Raw genomic sequence first — 21,292 nt, 5'->3', positions numbered from 1 at the left:
ATAACAAATAAAATCATATTACATAAGCGAATACACATTAAGGGATAGAAGTACAAAATCAATTAGATTTGAGCCCTGGCGCTCTTTTAAAGAGGAAATGAAAGTGCTTGATATTACGGATAATGATATTTTTCAAATCCAACTGATTAAAAAACGTATGTGAAATTGCGAATCCTCTTGTAAATGTTGTATTATAAGCACAAAAAGAGAGCAACATGCTACCAATATGCGTTCTCCTTTAGATAACCGCTACCGCCAAATTGGCGGTGACCACTAAAAAATAACACCTACAATATTTGCAGGTGTTATTTTTTATCATTTAGGCTTGTAAAATATTTCGTATTTCTTCTATACTTAAATTTGTTAACTTTGCAATATCTTCGATTGACATTCCGTTTTTGTGCATACCACGAATAAGCTGTATTTTCCCTTTTTCAATGCCCTTTTGTTCTGCATAAGCAAACTTTGCGGCCTCATCCATCAACGCTTTTTCCCTTGCTTCATACGCTTGTCGGAAAGAAGAATCTTGACTCATACGTTCCCAATTATTCATGGCTTTTTGTAAAATAGGGTCTTGATTCATCGCAATATCTTCCAATGTTTGGGTTAAGTGTTCATCTTCATTCGCTGGAAGTAATAATAACCAACGAACAAACGAATCTTCTCAGGGATTTACTTGTTCATTCCGCCACTGTTGCATGAGTTTTGGAATTTCCACAATATGAACTTCAATATCATCACTTAACTTCTTTTGGTGCTGTTGATTCCATACGATTCCTGTTGTATGGAATCCCTCGTATTCAGAAAACATAACAAAATTTAACAAATTGATCGTAATTGTTTTATGAAGAGAGCTATATGGCATTCCCTTTTTTAGTTGGGATGTATATAGCCTTCCACAGTAATACAAACTTCTCTTAATCATGTCATGATTGTTATTCAGCTGTATTTCTACATTTACCTTTGTTCCTGTATCTAATGTTGCGAAAATATCTAAAATCGATAATTTATCCTCTTCATGTCCTCGGTGCAAATGTGGATCTTCTAGTTGTAACGAAACAATGGGTGATTCTAAAGAATCCTGTAATATCACGTTTAAAAAAACATTCAAAATATCTTCTTTTCCACTTGTACCAAATAATTGTTTAAAAGCAAAATCAATGCGTAAATTCACTAACTGTTGGTTAAACATGGGGTTTTCTCTCCCCACCTCATACGATGTTTTTCTTTTATTGTACAAAATAGAGCGGTAACCATGCAAATAAGTCCTTATCACCACAGACATAAGAACTTACCCCAATATTTATAATATATTACTGATTCTCATGAGTTTAACATTTTGTGTATTTTGTAAAACTCATTTATTAAATAAAAAAATCCCTTCACGATTTGTGAAGGGGTCAGTATACATTGAAAGGGTACTTCCATTTTAATATGTAAAAGAAAAAACTCGTATTGATAAAATTAATATTTTTGTTTTTGCCGCTTTTAATTCACTATAAAGAAACTGTAAGGATTAAATTCATCCTATATAGAGTTTTTGTGTTCCTCATTAGACATGTATATTTGATAAATCACATTTTTCATGCAATATTGCATAAAAAATACCTGTTACTCCTGCTATAATTTTGAGAGTAAACTGTTGCATCCAACATTTTATAATCTTCTATATTCATTAATATAGAGACCCTAATTGCAGGAAAAAGGAAAGAATATTGGTGGTTCTTCCCTTTTTCCTTATTTTTTAACTGTCTAATGATTCATTCTACAGTCTAAAATATTTTTATTAATGAAACCTGTTAAAATACAAAATTTTAGTTAGTAAACGAGAAATAAACACTTCATTATTATTTCTGCTATATTTAAAGGGCTTTTTTCTAATACAATAAGAAAAAAAAAGAACTTGTAGAAATCACTACAATTTCTTTTTGCTTTAAAGCGAATACACGGGACACATAAACTATCTCTTTATTCATAACGGGGAAACCATATTGATTACGGGTTAATTCCATTATATAACAAATATTAAAATCCTGAGTTTTAAATTTTGGAAATCATGTGAATTAATAAATAAAGGTCCATCCTTCCTCTAAAAATCTCATTTATTGATTTTATATAAACCATTTTAAATCAACTTTGATATCATAATAAATTAATGAAAATGTATACATAGGTAAATAGAGAAGTATACCTGAAAGACACTCGTATAAGAGTGTCTTTTCTTTGCTTAATAAAATTTCCCCAAGCTGAAAGGATTGAAAATCAAATTAATAATATTAAAGTCTCTTTTTTAAGTTCTCTTTCATTAAAAAGGAAATATTTTGTTCATCTTCATTTGATATTTTTTCTAGCTGATTAACTATTAACTCCTGTCTGTGTAATGGTTGATTTTGACTTAACTTTGCTTGTCCCTCAATTTTGTTAATTTTTATTTTGAATCCTTGAAGGCCCTTGTTCATCCCAGAGAGATACGTAGCGTCTATATCTTGTAACTTATATGAACTATTAGGGGCTTCATACTTTACTACCATGTCATGTAAGGATTCCATCAATTCATATTCATTTTCAATAAATTCGACTTCTCCATAGACATGAACAGTCACATAATTCCATGTTGGTACCGCCTGGTTGATTTCGTACCAAGAGGGAGAAATATAACAATGTGGCCCATGAAAAATAATTAAAACCGTTTTGTGTTTAATATCTTGCCACTGAGGATTCTGAAGAGCAAAATGACCATATAAATGAGTTTTCTCTTTATTTAAAAGTAGTGGTAAATGTGTAGCAAAAAGTGTAGCTTCATGCATCGAAATTACTGTTGCAAAACTGTTTTTCTGTATTACATCGTAAGCAACTGCTAATTCTTTCATTTCAAATATTTTAGGAATGTACATAAAAAATCTCCTTTCAATTTGTATATGAATTTTTTAGTACAGCAGACAAGTGGCTCATAATTATAGCAACCTTTAGTAAGTAATCTTATCAAAGGAGAACTTCAATAATTAATGTGCATCATCTGATAAAGATATTAATATACAAACTGACATATAAAAAGGTACAATTTTTAATAAATGTACATGTCAGAGGAGATGGAAAATGAAAAATTTTATATTTGCTTTTAAAGATGATTCTCCAAAATATATACAAATTTACGAGCAATTTAAGTTGTTTATTGAACGAGGGAATATATCGGCTGGGGAGCAATTGCCTTCGATACGGCAACTTGCAGAATCTCTTCAAGTGAGCCGTAATACGACTTTAATGGCTTATGATCAACTTGTAGCGGAAGGCTACATTCGTGGAGAAGGAAGAAAAGGTTATTTTGCAAGTGAAATTGAACCTTTTATATCTCAAAAAACGTTAATCCATAATAATAAAAAGAAAAAAGAGCCGTCACTATCTTCTTTTGTTGACTTTAAGGCTGGTGCAGTAGATCAAGAAAACTTCCCATTAAAAACATGGCGCAGAATTTCTAATAAAGTGTTAACTTTAAAGGAGAGTTTTCAATACGGGGAACCCTTTGGGGAGACATGTCTGCGTGAACAAATAGCCACATACTTATTCCAATCACGTGGTGTAATAGCTGAACCGAATGCCATTATTATTGGGGGAAGTACCCAGCAAATGCTTATATATCTTGGGCAAATACTTAAGGATGATTTTCAAAGCGTTATAGTTGAGGACCCAGGATATGATGGTGCTAGAGAAGCTTTTAATTTAAATCGTTTTACTCTTGAAACTTTGCCAGTTTATGAAACAGGTGCTGATTTTTCACAATTAGAACATACGAAATCACGATTAATTTATGTAGCGCCTTCTCATCATAGCCCCTATGGGGTAAGTATGCCTATTCAGCAAAGACATTCATTAATTTATTGGGCAAAAAAAACGCAAGGATATATTATTGAAGACGATTATGATAGTGAATTTCGTTATACGCAACAACCATTTCCAGCTCTTGCTTCTATTGATTCTACTAGGGTTATTTATCTAGGGAATTTCTCGAAGTCATTTCTTCCAGGTATACGCATGAGTTATATGGTATTGCCACAGCCAATTTTAAATCGTTACAAAAATCAATTTCTTCATTTCGAAAGTACCACTTCTCTTCTTAGCCAGCTTACAATGGCTAATTTTATGGAAGAAGGAGAATGGAACAGCCATATCAAACGAATGCGACTTGTTTATAAAAAGAAGATGCACCACTTAGTATCAGTTTTAAAAGAACTTTTCAATGAGAATATATCTATTATTGGTGAACAATCGGGTTTGTATATATTAATTAAAGTCCATTTGAACCGTTCAGAAGAATGGTTAATTCAACAAGCCCATTTTTATGGTGTTAAAGTGTATCCAACCTCGCTCTACTTTATAAAAAACACATCCTATAAACCAATTATTAAAATGGGCTTTGGTAATCTTTCTTACAATGAAATTCAGATTGGTGTAAACCTTTTAAAAAAAGCTTGGCTATAACCCCCCATAGTAGTTAGGAGTTTCTAACATCTATGGGGGGCGCTTTATAAAGATGTTAGTTTAAAGATACGGCTTAAATGATACTGAAATATAATTATTTTTCTCGTACAATTCCATTATACAAGCTGCTATTTGTTGGATACCGAGCTCTATTTTCTTTTCGTCTATTTATGAAATACTTAATCGAATTGCTTTCTGTTTATTTCTATCTGAATACATTCTAGAAGCATTATCGACATAGATATACCTATCTTGCAATAGATAACTTTATTCACATCTATATATGGAGGTAAGAAAATGCTCATTTACAAAACCGCCCTTTGGTTTTGTAAATGATATATTTCGGTAGATATATTGAACAACTGTTTATTAGCATCTTCATTTTGTTTGTATACAATTGTTTTACGTTTTCTAAATGATATTGAAACATACCACTTTTCAAATAGATTTCTAATGCACCTTGTGAAAGTGCCGATGTATTAAAATCAGTGCTAAATTTGTAATTCAAAAAGGAATTGATCATTGTTTCAGGAAGTACAATCGTAGCAATTCGTAATCCTGGCAAAAATATCTTTGAAAAGCTTTTGATATATATAATTCTTTCATTAGGTTCTTACATAAGCAAAGGGTCTGCTTTAGAATCAACTTCTAATTCTGCTAAGTAATCATCTTCAACAACGTATACATCATATTTTTACCTTGTTTTAATAATTCTAAAGCAGAACCGAAGTCCATCATTCATCCTCCTCCAAAATAAAAAGCACTTAATTAAATGTTTTTTTAATAAATTCTTCATTACTAGCTCATACTTTACCTAAAAGGATTGTTCGTAATGATTTCCCTTAAATACACATCACTATGTGTTGGTTTCATTCTAGGTGGCATATTGGCGCTTTCCTTATTGTTCTTGTGAAACTACAACTTTTTAGTATCCATTTTGTACAAAATAAAAGAGCGCCTGCAATGGACGCTCTTTCGAATTATTAGAGTATCGTTGACTCTTTTGCCTACTCTCACTTTATTCTATGCTAAAGCAATTTCGATATGAGTAAGATTTCCTTGTACAAATTTAAAAGAGCACCCGCGCTATTGGATGCTCTTAATATGATAATGAATTTTCTATGAGCATTGAATAGGACACGATGGAACTTTTCCCACACTCCAATATATGCTCATCTATCCTTTTCAAGAGGTGCCTTCTCGAAATGCGAGGAGCAAACTCAATATACAGAACAAAATTTCCCTGATCATTCTATACTTGAAATTATCCAATATGCATGATTGTAAAATAAAAAAGAGCTCTATCCCAATTTATAGAGCTCTTTAAGTGAGTAATGGTAAATTTATGTTGACCTGATATTGTATGCCGAGAACCTCCTTATGTGCAAACGAAAGAGAGCACTCCCCCAAGTTAAGTGCTCTCTCGTAAAACTCATGGGGTAAATAGTTGGAAATCCGTTCTGTATCATTTTATGGATTATCAATTCCCTTTATACCTAAAACAGTCTTTAAATACGTTTAATGTATAATTTCTATATAACAAAGAAAACATACTAAGATTAGTAGTGCAGACCAAGTCATTGGTTCCTCGCACCACTAATTTTTATATATTAGAAGTGAAGAAAGAGTCGTGGGTGCTTTGGGATTTTAAATACGTAAAAAAACTGACCTCCTTCACTTACCTTATTTGAATCAGTTTTTAGTATGTTGGTCCTCGAGATCGTGTATAAGAAATGGGAATCGATAAATGTAAGATGAACACTTCAATTTTCCATCAGGAGGAACCTTATGAGACACGTAATTGCATTTGATATCAGTATGGGTAAAAGTTATATGGTAATTTATAATGCACAAAAACAATGCATCTTTGAAAAAGAAATTAAACATTCCAAACTTGAGTTTGAAAAGCTACAAAATAAGATCCAAGAACTTACCAATCAAACTGGTAAGCTACCTGAAATTGTATTTGAAGCAATAGAAATTTATTCTAGACAGCTAGAAAGGTTTATGCAAGATAACCAGTATACTTATTGCCTATTAAATCCCTTGGAAGCAAAACTACAATGTGATTCCTTACGGATTCATAAAACGGAACGAAGTGATGCTCATCGCCTAGCTCTTCCCTACTTTACAGCTACCCGACGGATAGCTCATGGAACGAATCACATATTTCATCAGTTAAAATCTGTTTCGAGATTCTATAGCGAAATTGAAACTATCATTTTTGAATGAGATACAATTAACACTTTTATTAAAAAATCACACATATTCCTTAACGAATAATCTTTTTTATTACACATACTACCTCTAAGCCGATCTCTCCCCCGCTTCACTCTTTCAAAACGGAAAGCGCTCCTCCGTGTCATGCAGGAACGTGGCAGGTAACCTAATCAGTTGACTGCCGTTTTTACGTATAATCGTAAAAATCCTTGTCTATACTGTTTAGAGAAAACATCTTATGCCATTTGATACGATCTCCAGAACAGGTTATTTGTACGGCCGTTCCGATAAAAGGAGCGGTCTTATTTATCTCCGCATTACTTTTCAACAGTTGCGATAGGTAAGATTTTGATGTTATCTCCATCTTTTCCCCCGCTTAGCACTGTACGTGCGACTTTCATCACATACAGCGCCCCATCTTATCCTTTTATACTAAAGCAACCAGATTATAAACTTAGTGTTGTACTCACCAACGTATTAATTTCCCTTTCTTACGAAAGGTCACATCATCTTACTCGATTCTGTGGGTTACATCTAATTGATTTAGTTTTCAAAGAACAAGACTAGGGACTATCCCTCGACATTCGTTACATGCTTCGTCGGTACTGTGTCCCCACCTTCACAAGAATAAAGCAATTTCGGTTCGCTAGAACTTTATATGCATCTGTCCGCTAGTAGGCGTTGGTGACAGTTTCTTGCTTACCACGTTCCAATTGACTTGGCTATAATATATCCTTAGGTGCTTACTTTAAGCCTGTTATCTTTACATCCTCATCGTTAGATGTTCCGAATTTCATATCACTTACTCTTACTTTTCGGTAGATAACGTCGTCATTAACGACATACACATTTCTGATGTATTAAGCGTTTAGACCCGTACATTCGCAAGTTCGCCAGTCCGTTTGGACATTCTCACCATAGATATTTTGTAGCATCCCGACCTATCTATCACCTTATGATTTCTCACTTAGGTTTTGTTCAGCCGACTTCACCTAGCTTCATACAATTTGTGACTACTATCATGTCTTACATGTAGGAGTATTAGATAAGTAGTTTGTATTTATCAACGATTATGGATACCTTTAATCGTGAAATTATAAGTTATGTCGTCAGTGAATCACAAAATCTAGCCTTAGCGATGAATACAGTAAAACAAGCGATGAGAGAACGAAAAGTAAAAGTTATCATCCTTCACTCAGATCAAGGAAGTATTATACTGCGAAGGAATTTCAAGCGTATGCCAAACAAAACGGCATCATCACCAGCATGTCCCGGAAAGGAAATTGCCATGATAATGCCGTCATGGAAAGCTTCTTTGGCCATTTAAAAAGTGAAGCTTTCTATTCACAAAAGATAACAAAAGTATCCAACACAACTGTGTGAAAGATTGTGCTAGAATACATTCATTACTACAATTGTGTGCGAATTCAAGAAAAATCAAACCACCTATCCCCTAAAGAATTTAGGGAACAGATGGTTTAGGTGTTTTGATATGTGTCCCGTTTTCGGGGGCACTTCAACTTCATACTGCAAGGTTTTTTCTTTTATTTGGAGCGGGATAGCCAATTAAATTTCAGGAAACATTATTCAATTGAGGATATATCTAAAATTAGATTAAATTCAAAAGATAGTTAACTTAATAGTAGGTGATTTTCTTAAAAAAGTATAGATTAAGTGCTTTAAACGTTACTAAACTTTAATTCGGAAATTTGTTTGATCCGTCATAAATCTTAGTAATTTTGTGGTTTTACAATAAATAATTTTTTCAATATGCTATTCATAAGTACGGTTGGAAAATGTTTTAACATTGCAACTTTGAAATATTTCATTATATGACTGTCAGATGAAGAGAAATTCGCTGCTTTGATAGACTTTTTTTGTATTTTTTCAATTTCATATTTTAAGTAAGATTCATAGTTATAGAAAGCTTCTTTGTGAGAAGGACAATGTATTAACTCTTGAGTCAATTTGTATGCCCCTAACATAGATTTTCCACCGCCAGTTCCGGACATAAAGGTCATAGCATGAGCCGCATCACCTAATAACGCTATACGTCCATCACTCCATTGTGGTAACTGGACAAGTGTCATTCGATCTTGAAAGATGAGCTTTACGTTATTTATATTTTCGATAACTTCGCATATCCCCCACTCAATGCCTTTACACAACTCTAATAAGAATTCTTTATTATTTTTATCATGGAACAGTTCTCGATACTTATTCTTATATATAAACATTCCCCAGATATAAGTATCATCCATCCCGCAATGAATATAGCATCCTGGTAACAGAGTCTCTAAAGTTTGATTTTGCTTCAATTTCTCAGGAATAAGAACTGGCTTTGGTATAGTAAATACGGAAAAACCTATATCAAGCTGCTTCATATATTCGTCTTTCATTAGTAAATTACGTGTAACTGAATGAATCCCATCTGCTCCGATGACTAAATCAAAAGATTCTTTCCTTCCATCATGGAAGGTGACCTCTACGTTATCAATATTTTGATGGAATGAACGAATTGTTGTATTAAAATTCACATCAATAGAATCTCGTATAGACTCATAAAGAATTTGATGCAATATAAAACGATGTATACTTATTGAACCACCCTGTTGTATATGAAATTTTCTAAAATCGATTTTGCGTAGTTCTTGTCCTTCTGTATCAACAAATTGTCTCATTTCTACTGTGACTCCGTGTTTTTTAACCTGTTCTAATAATCCTAATTTATCTAGAACAAATATCGCATCTCCTCTTAAGCTAATTACGGATCCAATCGAACGAAATGATTGAGCCTTTTCAACAATAGTTGGAGAAAAACCATTAGATAAAAGACAATTTGCTAAAGTTAGTCCCGCAATACCACCACCAGAAATTAATACTTTCATAAAATCCTCCTTCTGATATTGATAATCATTATCATTTATAAGTATAGTAATACAAAAAATGGTTTATTACAAGAAGGAACTGTATAATTACTAGCCTTCTTCTATAGAACCTTTCAATGCTTGCAAACCAAAAACCCCAGTTAGGTGTAGCTTTTCATGCACAAAAAGTATTAATTGTGTTAACACTGTAAATAATAATTGGCGAAGGAGGTGTAGTGTAATGGCTAGAGATGTTCTTTGTGAGGTAAATAACTGTAAGTATTGGAATTCTGGAAACAAATGCAATGCAGATGCTATTTATGTAATTAGTCATACAGGTAAACAAGCATCAGATAGTAAAGAAACAGATTGTAAAACATTTGTGCCAGAAGAATTTTAATTTTTTGTAGGTAACCAAATCATGGTCACCTTTAACAATAGTTATTATTGATAATAAATACCATTTTCAATCGAAATGATGGAAATTTTCTTCTTGGCTGCTTTTTCCCCTCCCAAAAGCAGAATCAATTTTTCTGTGTCGCAAGATGTACCGTGTGGTGCTTTAGGGTATAAAACAACACCTAATGAAATTCGCTTTCTTGAATGAAAGGTTTTTAATTTTATTATTTTATCCAAGAGCACAGTGACAATCCGTATCACGAGTACTCCTGATAAATATTTCACAGCATAAATTATATCTTTCATTCTATTTTTCAAATTAATTTCTTCTAACATTCCCCCATAATTACGAAATTGAACATCCACGTTTTGTAATTTAAATCGGTATTCTTCTTCACAATAATAAACAACATCTTCTGCCTTATTTACTAATTCTTTAACAACTTCAATTGTAGGATTAATATGGCTTTCCGCTGGAAAATTTATAACTACTGCTTTTGACATGAAAAATCTCTCCGTTACTATATATTTTAGTTAGAGTAGATTTCTAGTTATCATCTTAGATTAAAATTTATATTATTTTAAAACCGGGTAATTAGCCATAACATTTCTATAAAAATAACATTCTCCATTATCAACTTCAGTGTTAAGGGTTAGGTCACTAAATAATAACCTTAGAGATAGAGACCCTCGTATAACTTTCTTTGTTTTATTTTTCCTATAAAAAAGCTCCCTCAAATTAGTAGATTGTTTCTAACAATTTGAGGGAGCCCATATTGTAAAACACCGTTTTGAAATCTCCAATAAATTTTTAATCAGTAAAGTACGTTTTGGTAATTTCAATAATCTGCTTATTCACATCTTGTTCAAAAACACCACCATGATAACAGATAACTTTTTGAATATCAAAATTAGTTAATTTGATTAGAGAACGATACGCCATTTTAATATTTGGTGTGTTCATTTCATTTGGACCCATAAGTTTCCCACCCCGAATTACCATAGCATCACCTGCAATCAACGTTTTTGTTTGGGGATGATATAGTGATATATGCCCAGGTGTATGACCTGGCGTATGAATTACTATCATTCCACCAGCGTTCTCTAATTTTGCACCATCTTCCACTAGGCAATCAATACGATTTTCCGTTGTAGAAAAATCTTCAACGAAAGAGTGCAGCATAGCAGGAAGACCCTTTATAAGAGTGTGCTTTCCTGTAATGTAATCTTTATCTTCCTTGTGGGCGTATACTGTGATGCTTGGAATTTTTTCTAGCAAATCAGATAAACTGCCAATATGATCGATGTCTTGATGGGTAAGGACAATACCTGTTAATTTTTCAATTGGAAACCCTAAATTTTTCATTTGTATTTCAATATCAGAATACATGTTAGGCATCCCAGTATCTACTAGAATAAGTTCTTTGCCACTTGATATCAAAGTAAGTGTAAGATCCCATTTTCCACCTGGAAATTCGGGTACAAGTAAAGTCAAATCTAAGGGAATAATAGATGTTTTATTTATCATTCTGATTGCCTATTAATCACTTTTCAAAAATTCAAAATAATGAATAGGCACACCTCCTTTTTTGGTATTAATGCTGGATATTATTAAAGAACTCCTCTAATTTCTCATCTGCACGGTCAGAAAAAAACAAATCTAAGTTAGCTTGAGTTATAGCTGCCATTTCTCCGGCATATGCAAACATTTTTTCTTCATAGATTCTAATTGCATCCTCCAAATTAGAATGATTAATAATAGAAAGTGCTAGTTCAGCACCATCCAGCATAGCCAAATTCGCGCCAGCACCTGCAAAAGGCGACATTAAATGTGCTGCATCCCCGATAAGCGTGACTCCAGGTTTATGCTCCCATCGATGATGTACAGGGAGCATATAGATTCTCCTAGGAATTATTTCTCCATTTGCATCTAAAATATACTTTTTCAAATCATCTGACCAATCATCAAAGTATTTCAATAATTCCCTCTTAGCATTCTCCGGTTCATGAAAGGCAATGTCACATTCATCTAAGAAATTGTAACTCGTTTTGAATCCTAAATAGACACGAATTCTATTGTCACCGTTTACTTGAGCCATAAGTGTCTTATTGTCACCCATTGCAAACATGGAGCCACTGCCATTAAATGTTAAAATGTCTGGATGCTGGTCAGCGACATTCTTTATACTTAATTCAATCATACTAATACCTGAGTATTTAGCACTTGCTTGACTAACTAGAGGTCTAATTTTTGAGAAAGCACCATCAGCTGCAATGACCAAGTCCACAGTAATTTTTTCTCCGTGTTCGAATTGAAGTTCATATTGATTTTTTGCCATAGGGACAGCCTCAATTAACCTATAGCCCCATTGAACCGAATTTGGGTGTAGAGAATTTAACAACAAATTTCTCAAATCAGCTCGATCAATTTCGGGTCTGGAGTATTCCTCATTATTTTGAAAATCATTTTTATAACGTAGGTGTCCATGCTTATTCATAATTTTTAATGCTTGCCCTTCATAACGACAAACCTTTTCAAATTCTTTCATCAGTCCGGCCACTTGTAGAGCCTTTTGGCCTGTATGTGTTTCCAAATCAAGTGTTCCCCCTTGAGACCGTTCAGTAGGCGAAGATTCACGTTCATAAATCAAAGGTTCAAATCCTGCTTGCTGTAAAATACGAGCAAGCGTTAATCCACCTGGACCAGCTCCAATAATGGCAATTCGTTTTTTTGAGTTGTACATAATGGTAGCTCCTTTTTATTTAATAACTAGAAATACTAGCTTGAGTACTAATATATGTTTTGTATGTAAACTCAATGTAAACTCCATATACTACTCATTTTGTATTGGAGGATGGTATAGATTAAAAAAATAACGCTTTACAAAGAACAAATTATGATTATCTTCCTGGTTTGTTTCTTCTACTATACTTCTATTTAAAAACTCAGGATTATTTACTTCAACCTTACGATTCTCAAATATATAATAATATAAATCCTCTTTCATCTTAAAAACACCCTTATTCCATATTCCATCTTTACTAGTATTCTCACCAATTTATTCTGCTTTCATTTTTCAACACTCTCCTTTTAAACAAACGTGAATTAATACAGGTGAAAATATTAATATAAGAAAAAAAGCACTCTTATGAGTGCCCTTTTTTAGTATCCGAATCCGCCACCAAAGTCACGGCAAGAGCCGCCGTAACTCATATTTTCCCCCCTTTAATTAGGAGTCTCAATAATGGATCAATTTTTGATTTAATGGGTTCCCCTTACTTTATGTTTTTAAGAATTAATTGAGTTGGTCCTTTTAAAAATAATAAAAGCCCTAGATCAATTTTTGATTAAAGGTATACTGCAAACGTTGATTTTGTAATAGAAGAAAACTCACTCACTAAAAAAAGGTTAATCAAAATGGGTGGATTAGATTTTGCGTTGGATTTAGTTTTTATAAATAAGAGCTATTAAAATAATGAGGTTTTCGATAGTTAATTAAGTTTATCTAACTGTATCTATAAAATTTTAAAGCATTTCGAAAGGTTCATTACTATTTAACAAGCTTAGATATAGCTCCTTCACCTACATGATACTTTCCCATTAATCCTCGGATTTTCCCTGCTACATCTGCTCGTTCAATGTTTTCTTTTGTGTAACCCTTCACGTTATTATTCCCAACACATACGCTATGTACTGCATGTTCAAACAAGCATTGATCATTACTATCGTTCCCAAAAGCAATAAACTCTTGTATGTTCAACCTGTGGAATCCGTTGACTTTATTAATCCCTAAAGGGCTAATGTCGATGGCATGCTCAGTTTTATAGTGTGTGACTGTGACTGGAAATACTTCAAGTGCTTCTAGCACTTCTTCATTTGGTTGGAATATGACTAATTTACAGACTGGAAATAATTGTTCCAACGATATGTTCTTTGAATTAGTTTTATCGATATTTCGATAAATGAGATGTGCAATATCACCTGTAAAGGCGTAATCCCACTGACCATCTGCTAAATATTTTAATTGATGTTGATGAATAACTGCATTGAGTTTATCTGAAATTTGTTGTTCAAAATGTGTTACTTGAATTTGCCCATAATTATAAGTAAATGTACCGTTTCCTCCAACCAATAGACCTTCATGAAAGCTTTTTGGTATGACAGGTACTAAATCACGAATTGGCCTAGCTGAGGCAAAAACCACTTGATGCCCTTCTACTTTTAATTTTTGAAGTGCCTCAATTATTTCCGTATCAATACTCTTGCCATCAAAACAAAGTGTTCCATCTAAATCGAATACAAAGTTCATTTAAATCCCCTTCCTCTTTATTAATTAGCTATAACTATATTAAAATAAACAAGACTAATAAAGGACAGATGTCTCGGAGGAAAAAATGAATCAAAATCTATTTCGATCTATTTATCACTATACTTTTACAAAAGATCTAATATCATTTCTTTCTGTAAGCACTTTTCAACCTAATGAATTTATTTTAAAAGCAGGAGACAAGATAGGTGGCCCTATTTTTTACTTTCAGGAAGGTATATCGTTTCTAACCTAGAAGTGACCGGCAAAGAGTTACTTCTACGCTATTGTCAACAACCAGCGATTATGGGGGATATCGAAATCTTTACAAATTGCTTAGTTGAATCAAACTGTATTGCAGTAGAGCCATGTGAAGTATTATTTATCCCCTTAGAAGTGTACGAAGCACATTTGAAATTTGATAGTAAATTTAATCAACTATTATTGAAAGAGCTAGCCTATAAGCTACGAACCTGCACCATTTCCTCAAGAGTAAATGCACTCTCACCAGTTAGTATCCGTTTAGCTGCTTATTTATGTACGGTTGAATCTCCATCACTTTTAAATCAATATATAAAAACAAATTCTTTAGATGAGGTTGCCTCATTGATTGGTACTACAAAAAGACATCTAAATCGAATACTAAAGGACTGGAAGGAAAACGGGATCATCAAACTTGAAGAGAATGGAATTCAAATTTTAAATATGGACAAGATTTAAGAAATCTCGGAAAATGTTCGCTTTGAATAGTTTCAAATCGCAAATATTTTTAGAAGCACTCTAAGTGCTTACATTTAAACCAATCAGTTGCAAATTTAAACATAAAAAATATCCCTTTAGAGGATCACATCTAAAGGGATATTTTTTATAAACATCGTAACTTTATATCAAATTCACACGAGCAAATATATATTGTGAAATATTCCTCTTCATGCTTCTTGTATAAAGAAAAGACACCCCAGGGTGCCTTCCTCCGACTTGAACCACCATACTTTTAATAACATCTCTTTTAAAAATCACAAATATATCTTCAATCTTTCATATACCATTTTAACATATTCATACATAAGTGGTATTGATGAAAAGTAAATATACGTTAAGTTTGTTCTTATATTTTTAATTTATTTTGTTTTTGTAGAAATTTTTAGGAATATACCTCTTTTATTTCTGTTAAGATGTTTTAACTAATATTTATAAGAATCTTAGGAGGCTACGTATTATGACTAGTAATTTCAATATGGACTATAGTTATTACGAAAGAAGTGCTGAAATTTTAGAATATAAACTTTTACAACACGTACAAAACCAAGGTTATCATTAGTGAACGTAAAGGTACACATATTTATCAATTTATCATTTTAGCCAAGAAGACTCCTTCCTCAAGGAGCCGTGAAGAGTCACAAGCCCAGTGAGTAGGTGGGAGATGAATTGGCTAAAATAATAAATTGATGAGTTAGGTTATTTTTCACTTCTTCTGTCAACTTTTTCGGACAAGCCGGACGCTGTATATGTATCACTCTATCGCACCACCGATATCTGCTATTTGCAACCTCAAAATTTTAGGTAACGGATTCTTTGGATGCAACATTGACTCTAATTCCCTATATCTTAATTGCGCTTCCTCTATATTTTCACTTTCTATTGCCTCCTCAAATGCTTTTAAATTTTCTTTATAGATAGATGAATGTGTACTATCTAATCCCATTACATCTACCATAATTTCTTCTACTGACCATCCTTGATATCCATATTTACTACTTGGAAGATTCCGTAAAATCACCTTTTCATTTTGGTCCAATGCTAAAGGTATTATTTCTTCAATTGCGACATTCTGTATCATGTGCGGATTATGTGTTGTAGTAATTATTTGTGCTTTAGGTAAAATCTTTTTTAAAGTTCGGATTAATTTCGCTTGCCAATGAGGATGTAAGTGAAGATCCAACTCATCGATTAATACAATTCCCTAAAAATCTTCAACGGAAATCTTACTTTCATTTTTAAAGCGAAATTCTATTTCCTTTATTAACCCTTGTATGATAAATAAACAAGATTTAAAACCTGACGATAAATATTCATAATATATATCACCATTTGGAGTTTCTAATAAGATATCAAACGTGCCATGAATGAAAAGGTCTGCTTATTCAGCAGACCTACCATCAATTATAGCTTTATACCTTTCCCTTGTTTGAATGTCCAGACATGCGTAGCAATAAAGAGGTACAGACGAGATACGTGTAAAAATAGGTCACAACCTTACTTTTATTTCCATATTTTATTTTTATTAAAAAAATTTGTCTATTATGCCCATCAACTTAAGAAAACAAGTCAGCCCCAAAACGAGAAAATGAGCTTTTTTATTACAAATTAGCACAAAATCTCGTTCTGGGGGTAGTTGTATTTTCTTAGCTTGATAGCGATGGGTTAAACCCAAATGCTTAAGTTGATGGGCATGGGTTAACACCAACATTTCACGAATTTTGTACAAAGTTCGCGTTTAGTTAGCGAGACCTCATTATTAACTCACCTATTAATTTAAATGTAGCTCTGTTAATCTCGAGATTAAAATAAAACCAAAGTAAACTTTTGGGTAAAAGTTTACTTTGGAGTTTTGAATCATTTATAACTAATTTTGTAAAGAAATTCTCAATATAGATTTACTTGTTAAATATGGTTATAATATTCGAAATTTTAAAAAGTAAATTATAATAAAAATTTGATGGTCATTCTTTTGTTTACTCCTTGCACTAAAGATAAGATCGTGTTCCCGGATCTTATCTTTTTATTTTTGAATTTTAGATACAAAAAAGGAATCCTTAATAGCTTAAGGATTCTGCAACAGGAGATAACAAAATATAAACAATAAAAAGAATTACTTATTAAAAATAATGATTTAGGTGACCAGAGAAAATTAGGAAACCGAAACATACGAAATGGAATGTAATCACAATTGCAAGGACATGCATGAACGTATTGTTGGGCCAAAATTTATACTTCTTGTTTTTTCGTTCGAAAATATCAAATAAAATAAACAGAGCAATATGATATAGAGCATAAATCATATATTGAGCAATATGATGACCTGTAATATGCCAAATTCCCATGACAAAAAAGTTCAAAAAGACGCCAATATATGAAATCATATAGCGATTTTTTATGAGCTTTTTCTTTGTGGCAAAAAAGACAAATCGCATGTAAATAAAATCACGGAGCCAGAATGATAAGCTCATATGCCAACGATTCCAGAAATCTTTAATATTACGACTGATAAACGGTTTATTAAAGTTTTCCGGTGTTTTAATACCCATCATATAACTGACACCGATTACGAATGAGCTATAACCTGCGAAGTCAAAAAATAGATATAAACTATAGCTATACATATAAATCATATTTGATAAAATTGTGTTTTGGTGAGCTATTGTTGCATCCATAATATTTTCTTTTATTAAGTAAGCAAGTATAAATTTATACAGAAAACCTTGAAAAATACGGTTAATACCCATGTATAGTAGATTTAGGTATTCTTCAGCACTTGGTGGTTTTTGAATATCTTTTTGGAACCTGCGATACCGATCGATAGGTCCGGTCGAAATAGCAGGGAAGAACAGGATGAATTCCCAGAAATTAAAGAATGAGCATTCTTTAATTAAGCCATCGCGAATTTCAAATACCATTTGTACTGCCCTGAATGTTACATAAGATATACCAGTAAAAACAATGAATTTTAATTCCGGTACAAATGGTGCAATTTTTGCCAAAATCAACGGTAATATCGACAAAATAACAGCCATGTAAAACATGAACGTATTATTATTTTGTTTTCTTAGTAATAAATAACCTTTAATAAGGACATATTGCCAAATAATAAATACTGCTAACATTAATGCTTGATTTGGTTTATCCGAGAAGATAATAGCAAGCATAATTAGCGTTAGGACAGCATTATATTTGCGCAACATTTTGCCCCTTAATCCAGCTACGATAGTAGGTATCAAAAAAATCCCCACTATAGCGAAAAAATAAAATGATCCATATGCGGTCAATGCTGTAACCTCACTTTATAATGTTCTACAATCCATTACTCCATTTTGTCTAATGGAGTAATGGATTGGCACATGAATTATCTCGGATTATAGAGTTTAGTAATCACTCATTGCGTCTTTTGGGAGGGCAAATGCTGATATAAATGTTTTTTCTATAATCGCATATGCCGGAGCAATTTGTTCCTCTGACGCCCCATGCATAACTTGCAACGCTAATCCATTCACTGAAGTCAATAAAGCCCTTGAAAATGCTTCTAAGTCAATAATTTCTACATTGGAAGTTTGAATATATTCTTGAATTATGTCTATCAATTGGTTCTGTAGAACTCGAATTTCTTCCATAATTTTCGGTGACCAAGCCGCTGCTGCTAATAAAGTAAAATACACCTTTCTCCATTCAGAACTTTTGAATTGGTGATGTACTACAAATATAAGATTTTTCAATTTCTCTGAAAAATCTTGTACATTTGAGAGTTCCTTCTGAATTTCTTTAATTTGTTTTTGCATGACATAAGAGGTAGCGTTAACTAATAAACCCTCCTTTGTTGGAAAATAATAGTGAATTAAACTTAAAGTAATTCCCGCTTTTGTAGCAATATCCCGTAATGTAATAGCGGTTGTACCCTTTTCAGCCAAGCATTCAAACGTAGCCATTAGTATTTGATCTCGAGTAGCTGTTTTTTTTGGACTAGACATTGTATTTCACCATCTTATTTTTTATTTGGTCAACCGACCAATTTATACTAACTTATTAGAGCATTTTTTACAATACTGAGTACCATCCCGTATCCACCAATCTAAGATTTTAATGTAACCCCTAAATGAAGATTTTCTTTCTCTATAATTAGTTATTTTGAGAATTCAGCTCTTTTTTTCTTTTTTGGGGGTTATATATTTTTTTGTTGATGGGCATGGGTCACCATATCAAAAAAGAAAATTGTACGTTTGGACACGATTTAGACACAAAATATCCGATTCCTTGTACGATAAAGGATCGGATATTTATTTTACTGTTTTATATAGTGGGCAATTTCTCCCTTACGAGGTCTGTGTAGCAACCGAACCAAATCTTACGTTAAGTATTAGTGGACATCAAAAATAGTAATGACTAATCCAGATTAACATCCATCCAATTTACAATTACATATACCACTATGTTAAATAGCTAAATAATACAAACGGTATGAATAGAATTTCTACTCTTTTCATACCGTTTTAAATTTGTTTATAAGTTCATACCAAATTCGTGGAAAGATGGCAGCATCTCTTTTATAAACAAGGATCAAAAGTTGCCATACCTGACAACGGAAATATTAATGTAACTCTAGTTCCTTTATTCACTTCAGATTCAATGCTAATTTTCATCCCTAATTTTGAGCACAGCTTTTCGCATAGATACAAACCCATGCCTGTACTTTTGCTAAATCTCCTGCCATTCTCTCCAGTAAATCCTTTCTCAAAAACTCTATTTATATCTTTAGGTATTATCCCTACTCCATTGTCCTCTATGGTTAGTATTACTGAGTTAGCTTTCTTAATTGTGTATATACGTATCGTTTGTTCTTTGTTATTTGAGTACTTTATAGAATTCCCTAATATTTGGTTAATAATAAATTCAATCCATTTTCCATCACTATATACAATCTCATCAATATCCTGTATATCTAATTTTATTCTCTTATGAATAAAATCCCTATAGTTTCTTTTAATTACATTCCTTACTATATTATCAAGATTGATTGGCTTTATCATATAGTCTTTATTCACGTTAGAGCTTCGAGAATAATACAGAGCCTGTTCAACAAACCCCTCAATCCGATTCATTTGAGAGTCAATTTTATTCGTTACTTCATTTTGATTATTTTCAATTATAAGCTTTGTAGAAGCTATTGGTGTCTTAATTTCATGCACCCATGTCTCTATATATTCTCTGTAATCCAATTGCATATCTCTATAATACTTTACATTTTCATGCATATCTCTGCTTACTTCTTTCAGTATAGCATTAAGCTTTTCCCCATGTATAAAGTTTGCTTCCTTTACTACCTCTGGAAGTAAGTATTTTTTCTCCAAGTTTTCTAATATGCTGTTAATCTCATTATAATAATTTTTACATCTTATAAATTCTATAGCCATATATGAAATTAATGGAAAAAACCAAATACAAAAGACAAAAAATATGATAATGAACGGAATGTGCGCAGTCAGCAATATACCTGCTAGTATGATATATACTAGTACATTTGATAGTATTACTACTATTTTATCTTTAATAAATTCACCTATATTCATGGCATTATATACCCTAAGCTTCTTCTTGTTGCAATTGGATTTTCTATACCTATCTCTTCAAGCTTTTTTCTTAATCTATTTATATTAACAGTTAAGGTGCTATCATCCACAAAATAATCAGATTTCCATAAAGTTTCTATGAGTGAATCTCTTTTTACAATATTTCCGCGATTATTTATTAAGCATGAGAGTATTTTAACTTCATTTTTAGTTAACTCTACAGACTTGTCTTGATAAGTAACTGTTGCATTTGAAAGATTTAAAGTAAAATCTCTATACATTAAGATATGATTCATCTTGAAATCTCCAGATGTTCTTCTTAAAATATTTGTTACTCTTGCTAATAGTATTTCTGTATTATAAGGCTTTGTTATAAAATCATCTGCTCCTAAATTCATACTTATCAGTTCATCTACATCACTATCTCTACTTGTAACCATAAAGATTGGAACATCTGAAGTTTTACGTATTTCTCTGCATATATAATAGCCATCGAACACAGGAAGATTTATGTCTAGTAATATAAGGTCTGCATTCTCACTTTCTATATATTTGATAATATGATTAAAATCTGTGGGAGCCTTTACTTCATATCCATACTTTATAAAAAAATGTTGTAATTCTTCTCTGATGATTTCGTCATCTTCAATCAGAATGATTTTTTTCATGACTTTTCCCTCCCTAT

15 protein-coding genes and 4 pseudogenes are annotated in these 21,292 nt (G+C 32.4%); 5 read left to right on the top strand and 14 right to left on the bottom strand.

Features of this window, described 5'->3' with window-relative positions; genetic code table 11:
- Window positions 1-319: 319 nt before the first annotated feature.
- Both B9A45_RS29395 and B9A45_RS29390 read right to left on the bottom strand, forming a co-directional pair.
- Window positions 320-1,192: pseudogene (locus tag B9A45_RS29395) on the bottom strand (Rpn family recombination-promoting nuclease/putative transposase).
- A gap of 1,084 nt (window positions 1,193-2,276) precedes the next feature.
- Window positions 2,277-2,894 (bottom strand): FMN-binding negative transcriptional regulator, encoded by a 618-nt coding sequence (locus tag B9A45_RS29390; RefSeq protein ID WP_000275777.1) that lies wholly within the window; start codon window positions 2,892-2,894, stop codon window positions 2,277-2,279.
- A gap of 202 nt (window positions 2,895-3,096) precedes the next feature.
- Here B9A45_RS29390 and B9A45_RS29385 point away from each other — a divergent pair, with 202 nt between their 5' ends.
- The 3 genes and pseudogenes from B9A45_RS29385 to B9A45_RS29370 all read left to right on the top strand — a co-directional run.
- Window positions 3,097-4,476 (top strand): MocR-like pyridoxine biosynthesis transcription factor PdxR, encoded by a 1,380-nt coding sequence (locus tag B9A45_RS29385; RefSeq protein ID WP_084065692.1) that lies wholly within the window; start codon window positions 3,097-3,099, stop codon window positions 4,474-4,476.
- Between the two features lie 1,788 nt (window positions 4,477-6,264).
- Window positions 6,265-6,690: pseudogene (locus tag B9A45_RS29375) on the top strand (transposase); the annotation flags it as partial.
- A 1,021-nt stretch (window positions 6,691-7,711) separates the two neighbouring features.
- A pseudogene (locus B9A45_RS29370) lies at window positions 7,712-8,178 on the top strand (IS3 family transposase); the annotation flags it as partial.
- A 248-nt stretch (window positions 8,179-8,426) separates the two neighbouring features.
- Here B9A45_RS29370 and B9A45_RS29365 read toward each other — a convergent pair.
- Window positions 8,427-9,584, bottom strand: coding sequence for an FAD-dependent monooxygenase (locus B9A45_RS29365; protein WP_084065691.1), 1,158 nt, complete (start codon window positions 9,582-9,584; stop codon window positions 8,427-8,429).
- Between the two features lie 220 nt (window positions 9,585-9,804).
- Between B9A45_RS29365 and B9A45_RS29360 the strand changes: the two genes are divergently transcribed.
- Window positions 9,805-9,963: a DUF1540 domain-containing protein gene (locus B9A45_RS29360; RefSeq protein WP_084065690.1), complete on the top strand. Its 159-nt coding sequence runs from the start codon at window positions 9,805-9,807 to the stop codon at window positions 9,961-9,963.
- Window positions 9,964-10,007: 44 nt separating this feature from the next.
- Here the strand turns inward: B9A45_RS29360 and B9A45_RS33005 are convergent, their stop codons facing one another.
- From B9A45_RS33005 to B9A45_RS29340, 6 genes and pseudogenes are all read right to left on the bottom strand, one after another.
- Window positions 10,008-10,466: a hypothetical protein gene (locus B9A45_RS33005; protein ID WP_084065689.1), complete on the bottom strand. Its 459-nt coding sequence runs from the start codon at window positions 10,464-10,466 to the stop codon at window positions 10,008-10,010.
- Window positions 10,467-10,559: 93 nt separating this feature from the next.
- Window positions 10,560-10,682: pseudogene (locus B9A45_RS33000) on the bottom strand (tyrosine recombinase XerS); the annotation flags it as partial.
- A 91-nt stretch (window positions 10,683-10,773) separates the two neighbouring features.
- Complete coding sequence (locus B9A45_RS29350) at window positions 10,774-11,490, bottom strand: MBL fold metallo-hydrolase (protein WP_084065688.1); 717 nt, start codon at window positions 11,488-11,490, stop codon at window positions 10,774-10,776.
- Window positions 11,491-11,557: 67 nt separating this feature from the next.
- Entirely contained in the window at window positions 11,558-12,706 is a 1,149-nt protein-coding gene (locus B9A45_RS29345) for an FAD-dependent oxidoreductase (protein ID WP_084065687.1), read from the bottom strand.
- 90 nt (window positions 12,707-12,796) lie between these two features.
- A complete protein-coding gene (locus B9A45_RS32415) occupies window positions 12,797-12,970 on the bottom strand; it encodes a hypothetical protein (protein WP_176519913.1) in 174 nt (57 codons plus the stop codon).
- A 543-nt stretch (window positions 12,971-13,513) separates the two neighbouring features.
- The gene (locus tag B9A45_RS29340; RefSeq protein ID WP_084065686.1) at window positions 13,514-14,272 is read right to left on the bottom strand and encodes an HAD-IIB family hydrolase; all 759 of its coding nucleotides are present in this window, start codon (window positions 14,270-14,272) and stop codon (window positions 13,514-13,516) included.
- Window positions 14,273-14,527: 255 nt separating this feature from the next.
- On the opposite strand from B9A45_RS29340, the gene B9A45_RS29335 reads away from it, so the two are divergent.
- Window positions 14,528-14,989 carry a Crp/Fnr family transcriptional regulator gene (locus B9A45_RS29335; protein WP_256891727.1) on the top strand — a complete coding sequence of 154 codons (462 nt, stop codon included), beginning with the start codon at window positions 14,528-14,530 and terminating at the stop codon, window positions 14,987-14,989.
- Between the two features lie 793 nt (window positions 14,990-15,782).
- Here B9A45_RS29335 and B9A45_RS29330 read toward each other — a convergent pair.
- From B9A45_RS29330 to B9A45_RS29300, 5 genes are all read right to left on the bottom strand, one after another.
- Window positions 15,783-16,220, bottom strand: a complete 438-nt coding sequence (locus B9A45_RS29330; RefSeq protein ID WP_256891745.1) for an AAA family ATPase — start codon at window positions 16,218-16,220, stop codon at window positions 15,783-15,785.
- Window positions 16,221-17,148: 928 nt separating this feature from the next.
- Window positions 17,149-18,315: a D-alanyl-lipoteichoic acid biosynthesis protein DltB gene (dltB, locus tag B9A45_RS29320; protein ID WP_033668127.1), complete on the bottom strand. Its 1,167-nt coding sequence runs from the start codon at window positions 18,313-18,315 to the stop codon at window positions 17,149-17,151.
- A gap of 96 nt (window positions 18,316-18,411) precedes the next feature.
- Window positions 18,412-19,011 carry a TetR/AcrR family transcriptional regulator gene (locus B9A45_RS29315; RefSeq protein ID WP_084065684.1) on the bottom strand — a complete coding sequence of 200 codons (600 nt, stop codon included), beginning with the start codon at window positions 19,009-19,011 and terminating at the stop codon, window positions 18,412-18,414.
- A gap of 573 nt (window positions 19,012-19,584) precedes the next feature.
- A complete protein-coding gene (locus tag B9A45_RS29305) occupies window positions 19,585-20,607 on the bottom strand; it encodes a sensor histidine kinase (RefSeq protein ID WP_084065682.1) in 1,023 nt (340 codons plus the stop codon).
- The gene (locus tag B9A45_RS29300; protein ID WP_084065681.1) at window positions 20,604-21,275 is read right to left on the bottom strand and encodes a response regulator transcription factor; all 672 of its coding nucleotides are present in this window, start codon (window positions 21,273-21,275) and stop codon (window positions 20,604-20,606) included. Before B9A45_RS29300 ends, B9A45_RS29305 begins: the two co-directional genes overlap by 4 nt.
- Between the last annotated feature and the right edge of the window lie 17 nt (window positions 21,276-21,292).

Origin of the sequence: Bacillus sp. JKS001846, from assembly GCF_900176455.1 — a bacterium.
GTDB classification, from domain to species: domain Bacteria; phylum Bacillota; class Bacilli; order Bacillales; family Bacillaceae_G; genus Bacillus_A; species Bacillus_A cereus.
This window is presented reverse-complemented; position numbering and strand designations above follow the sequence as displayed.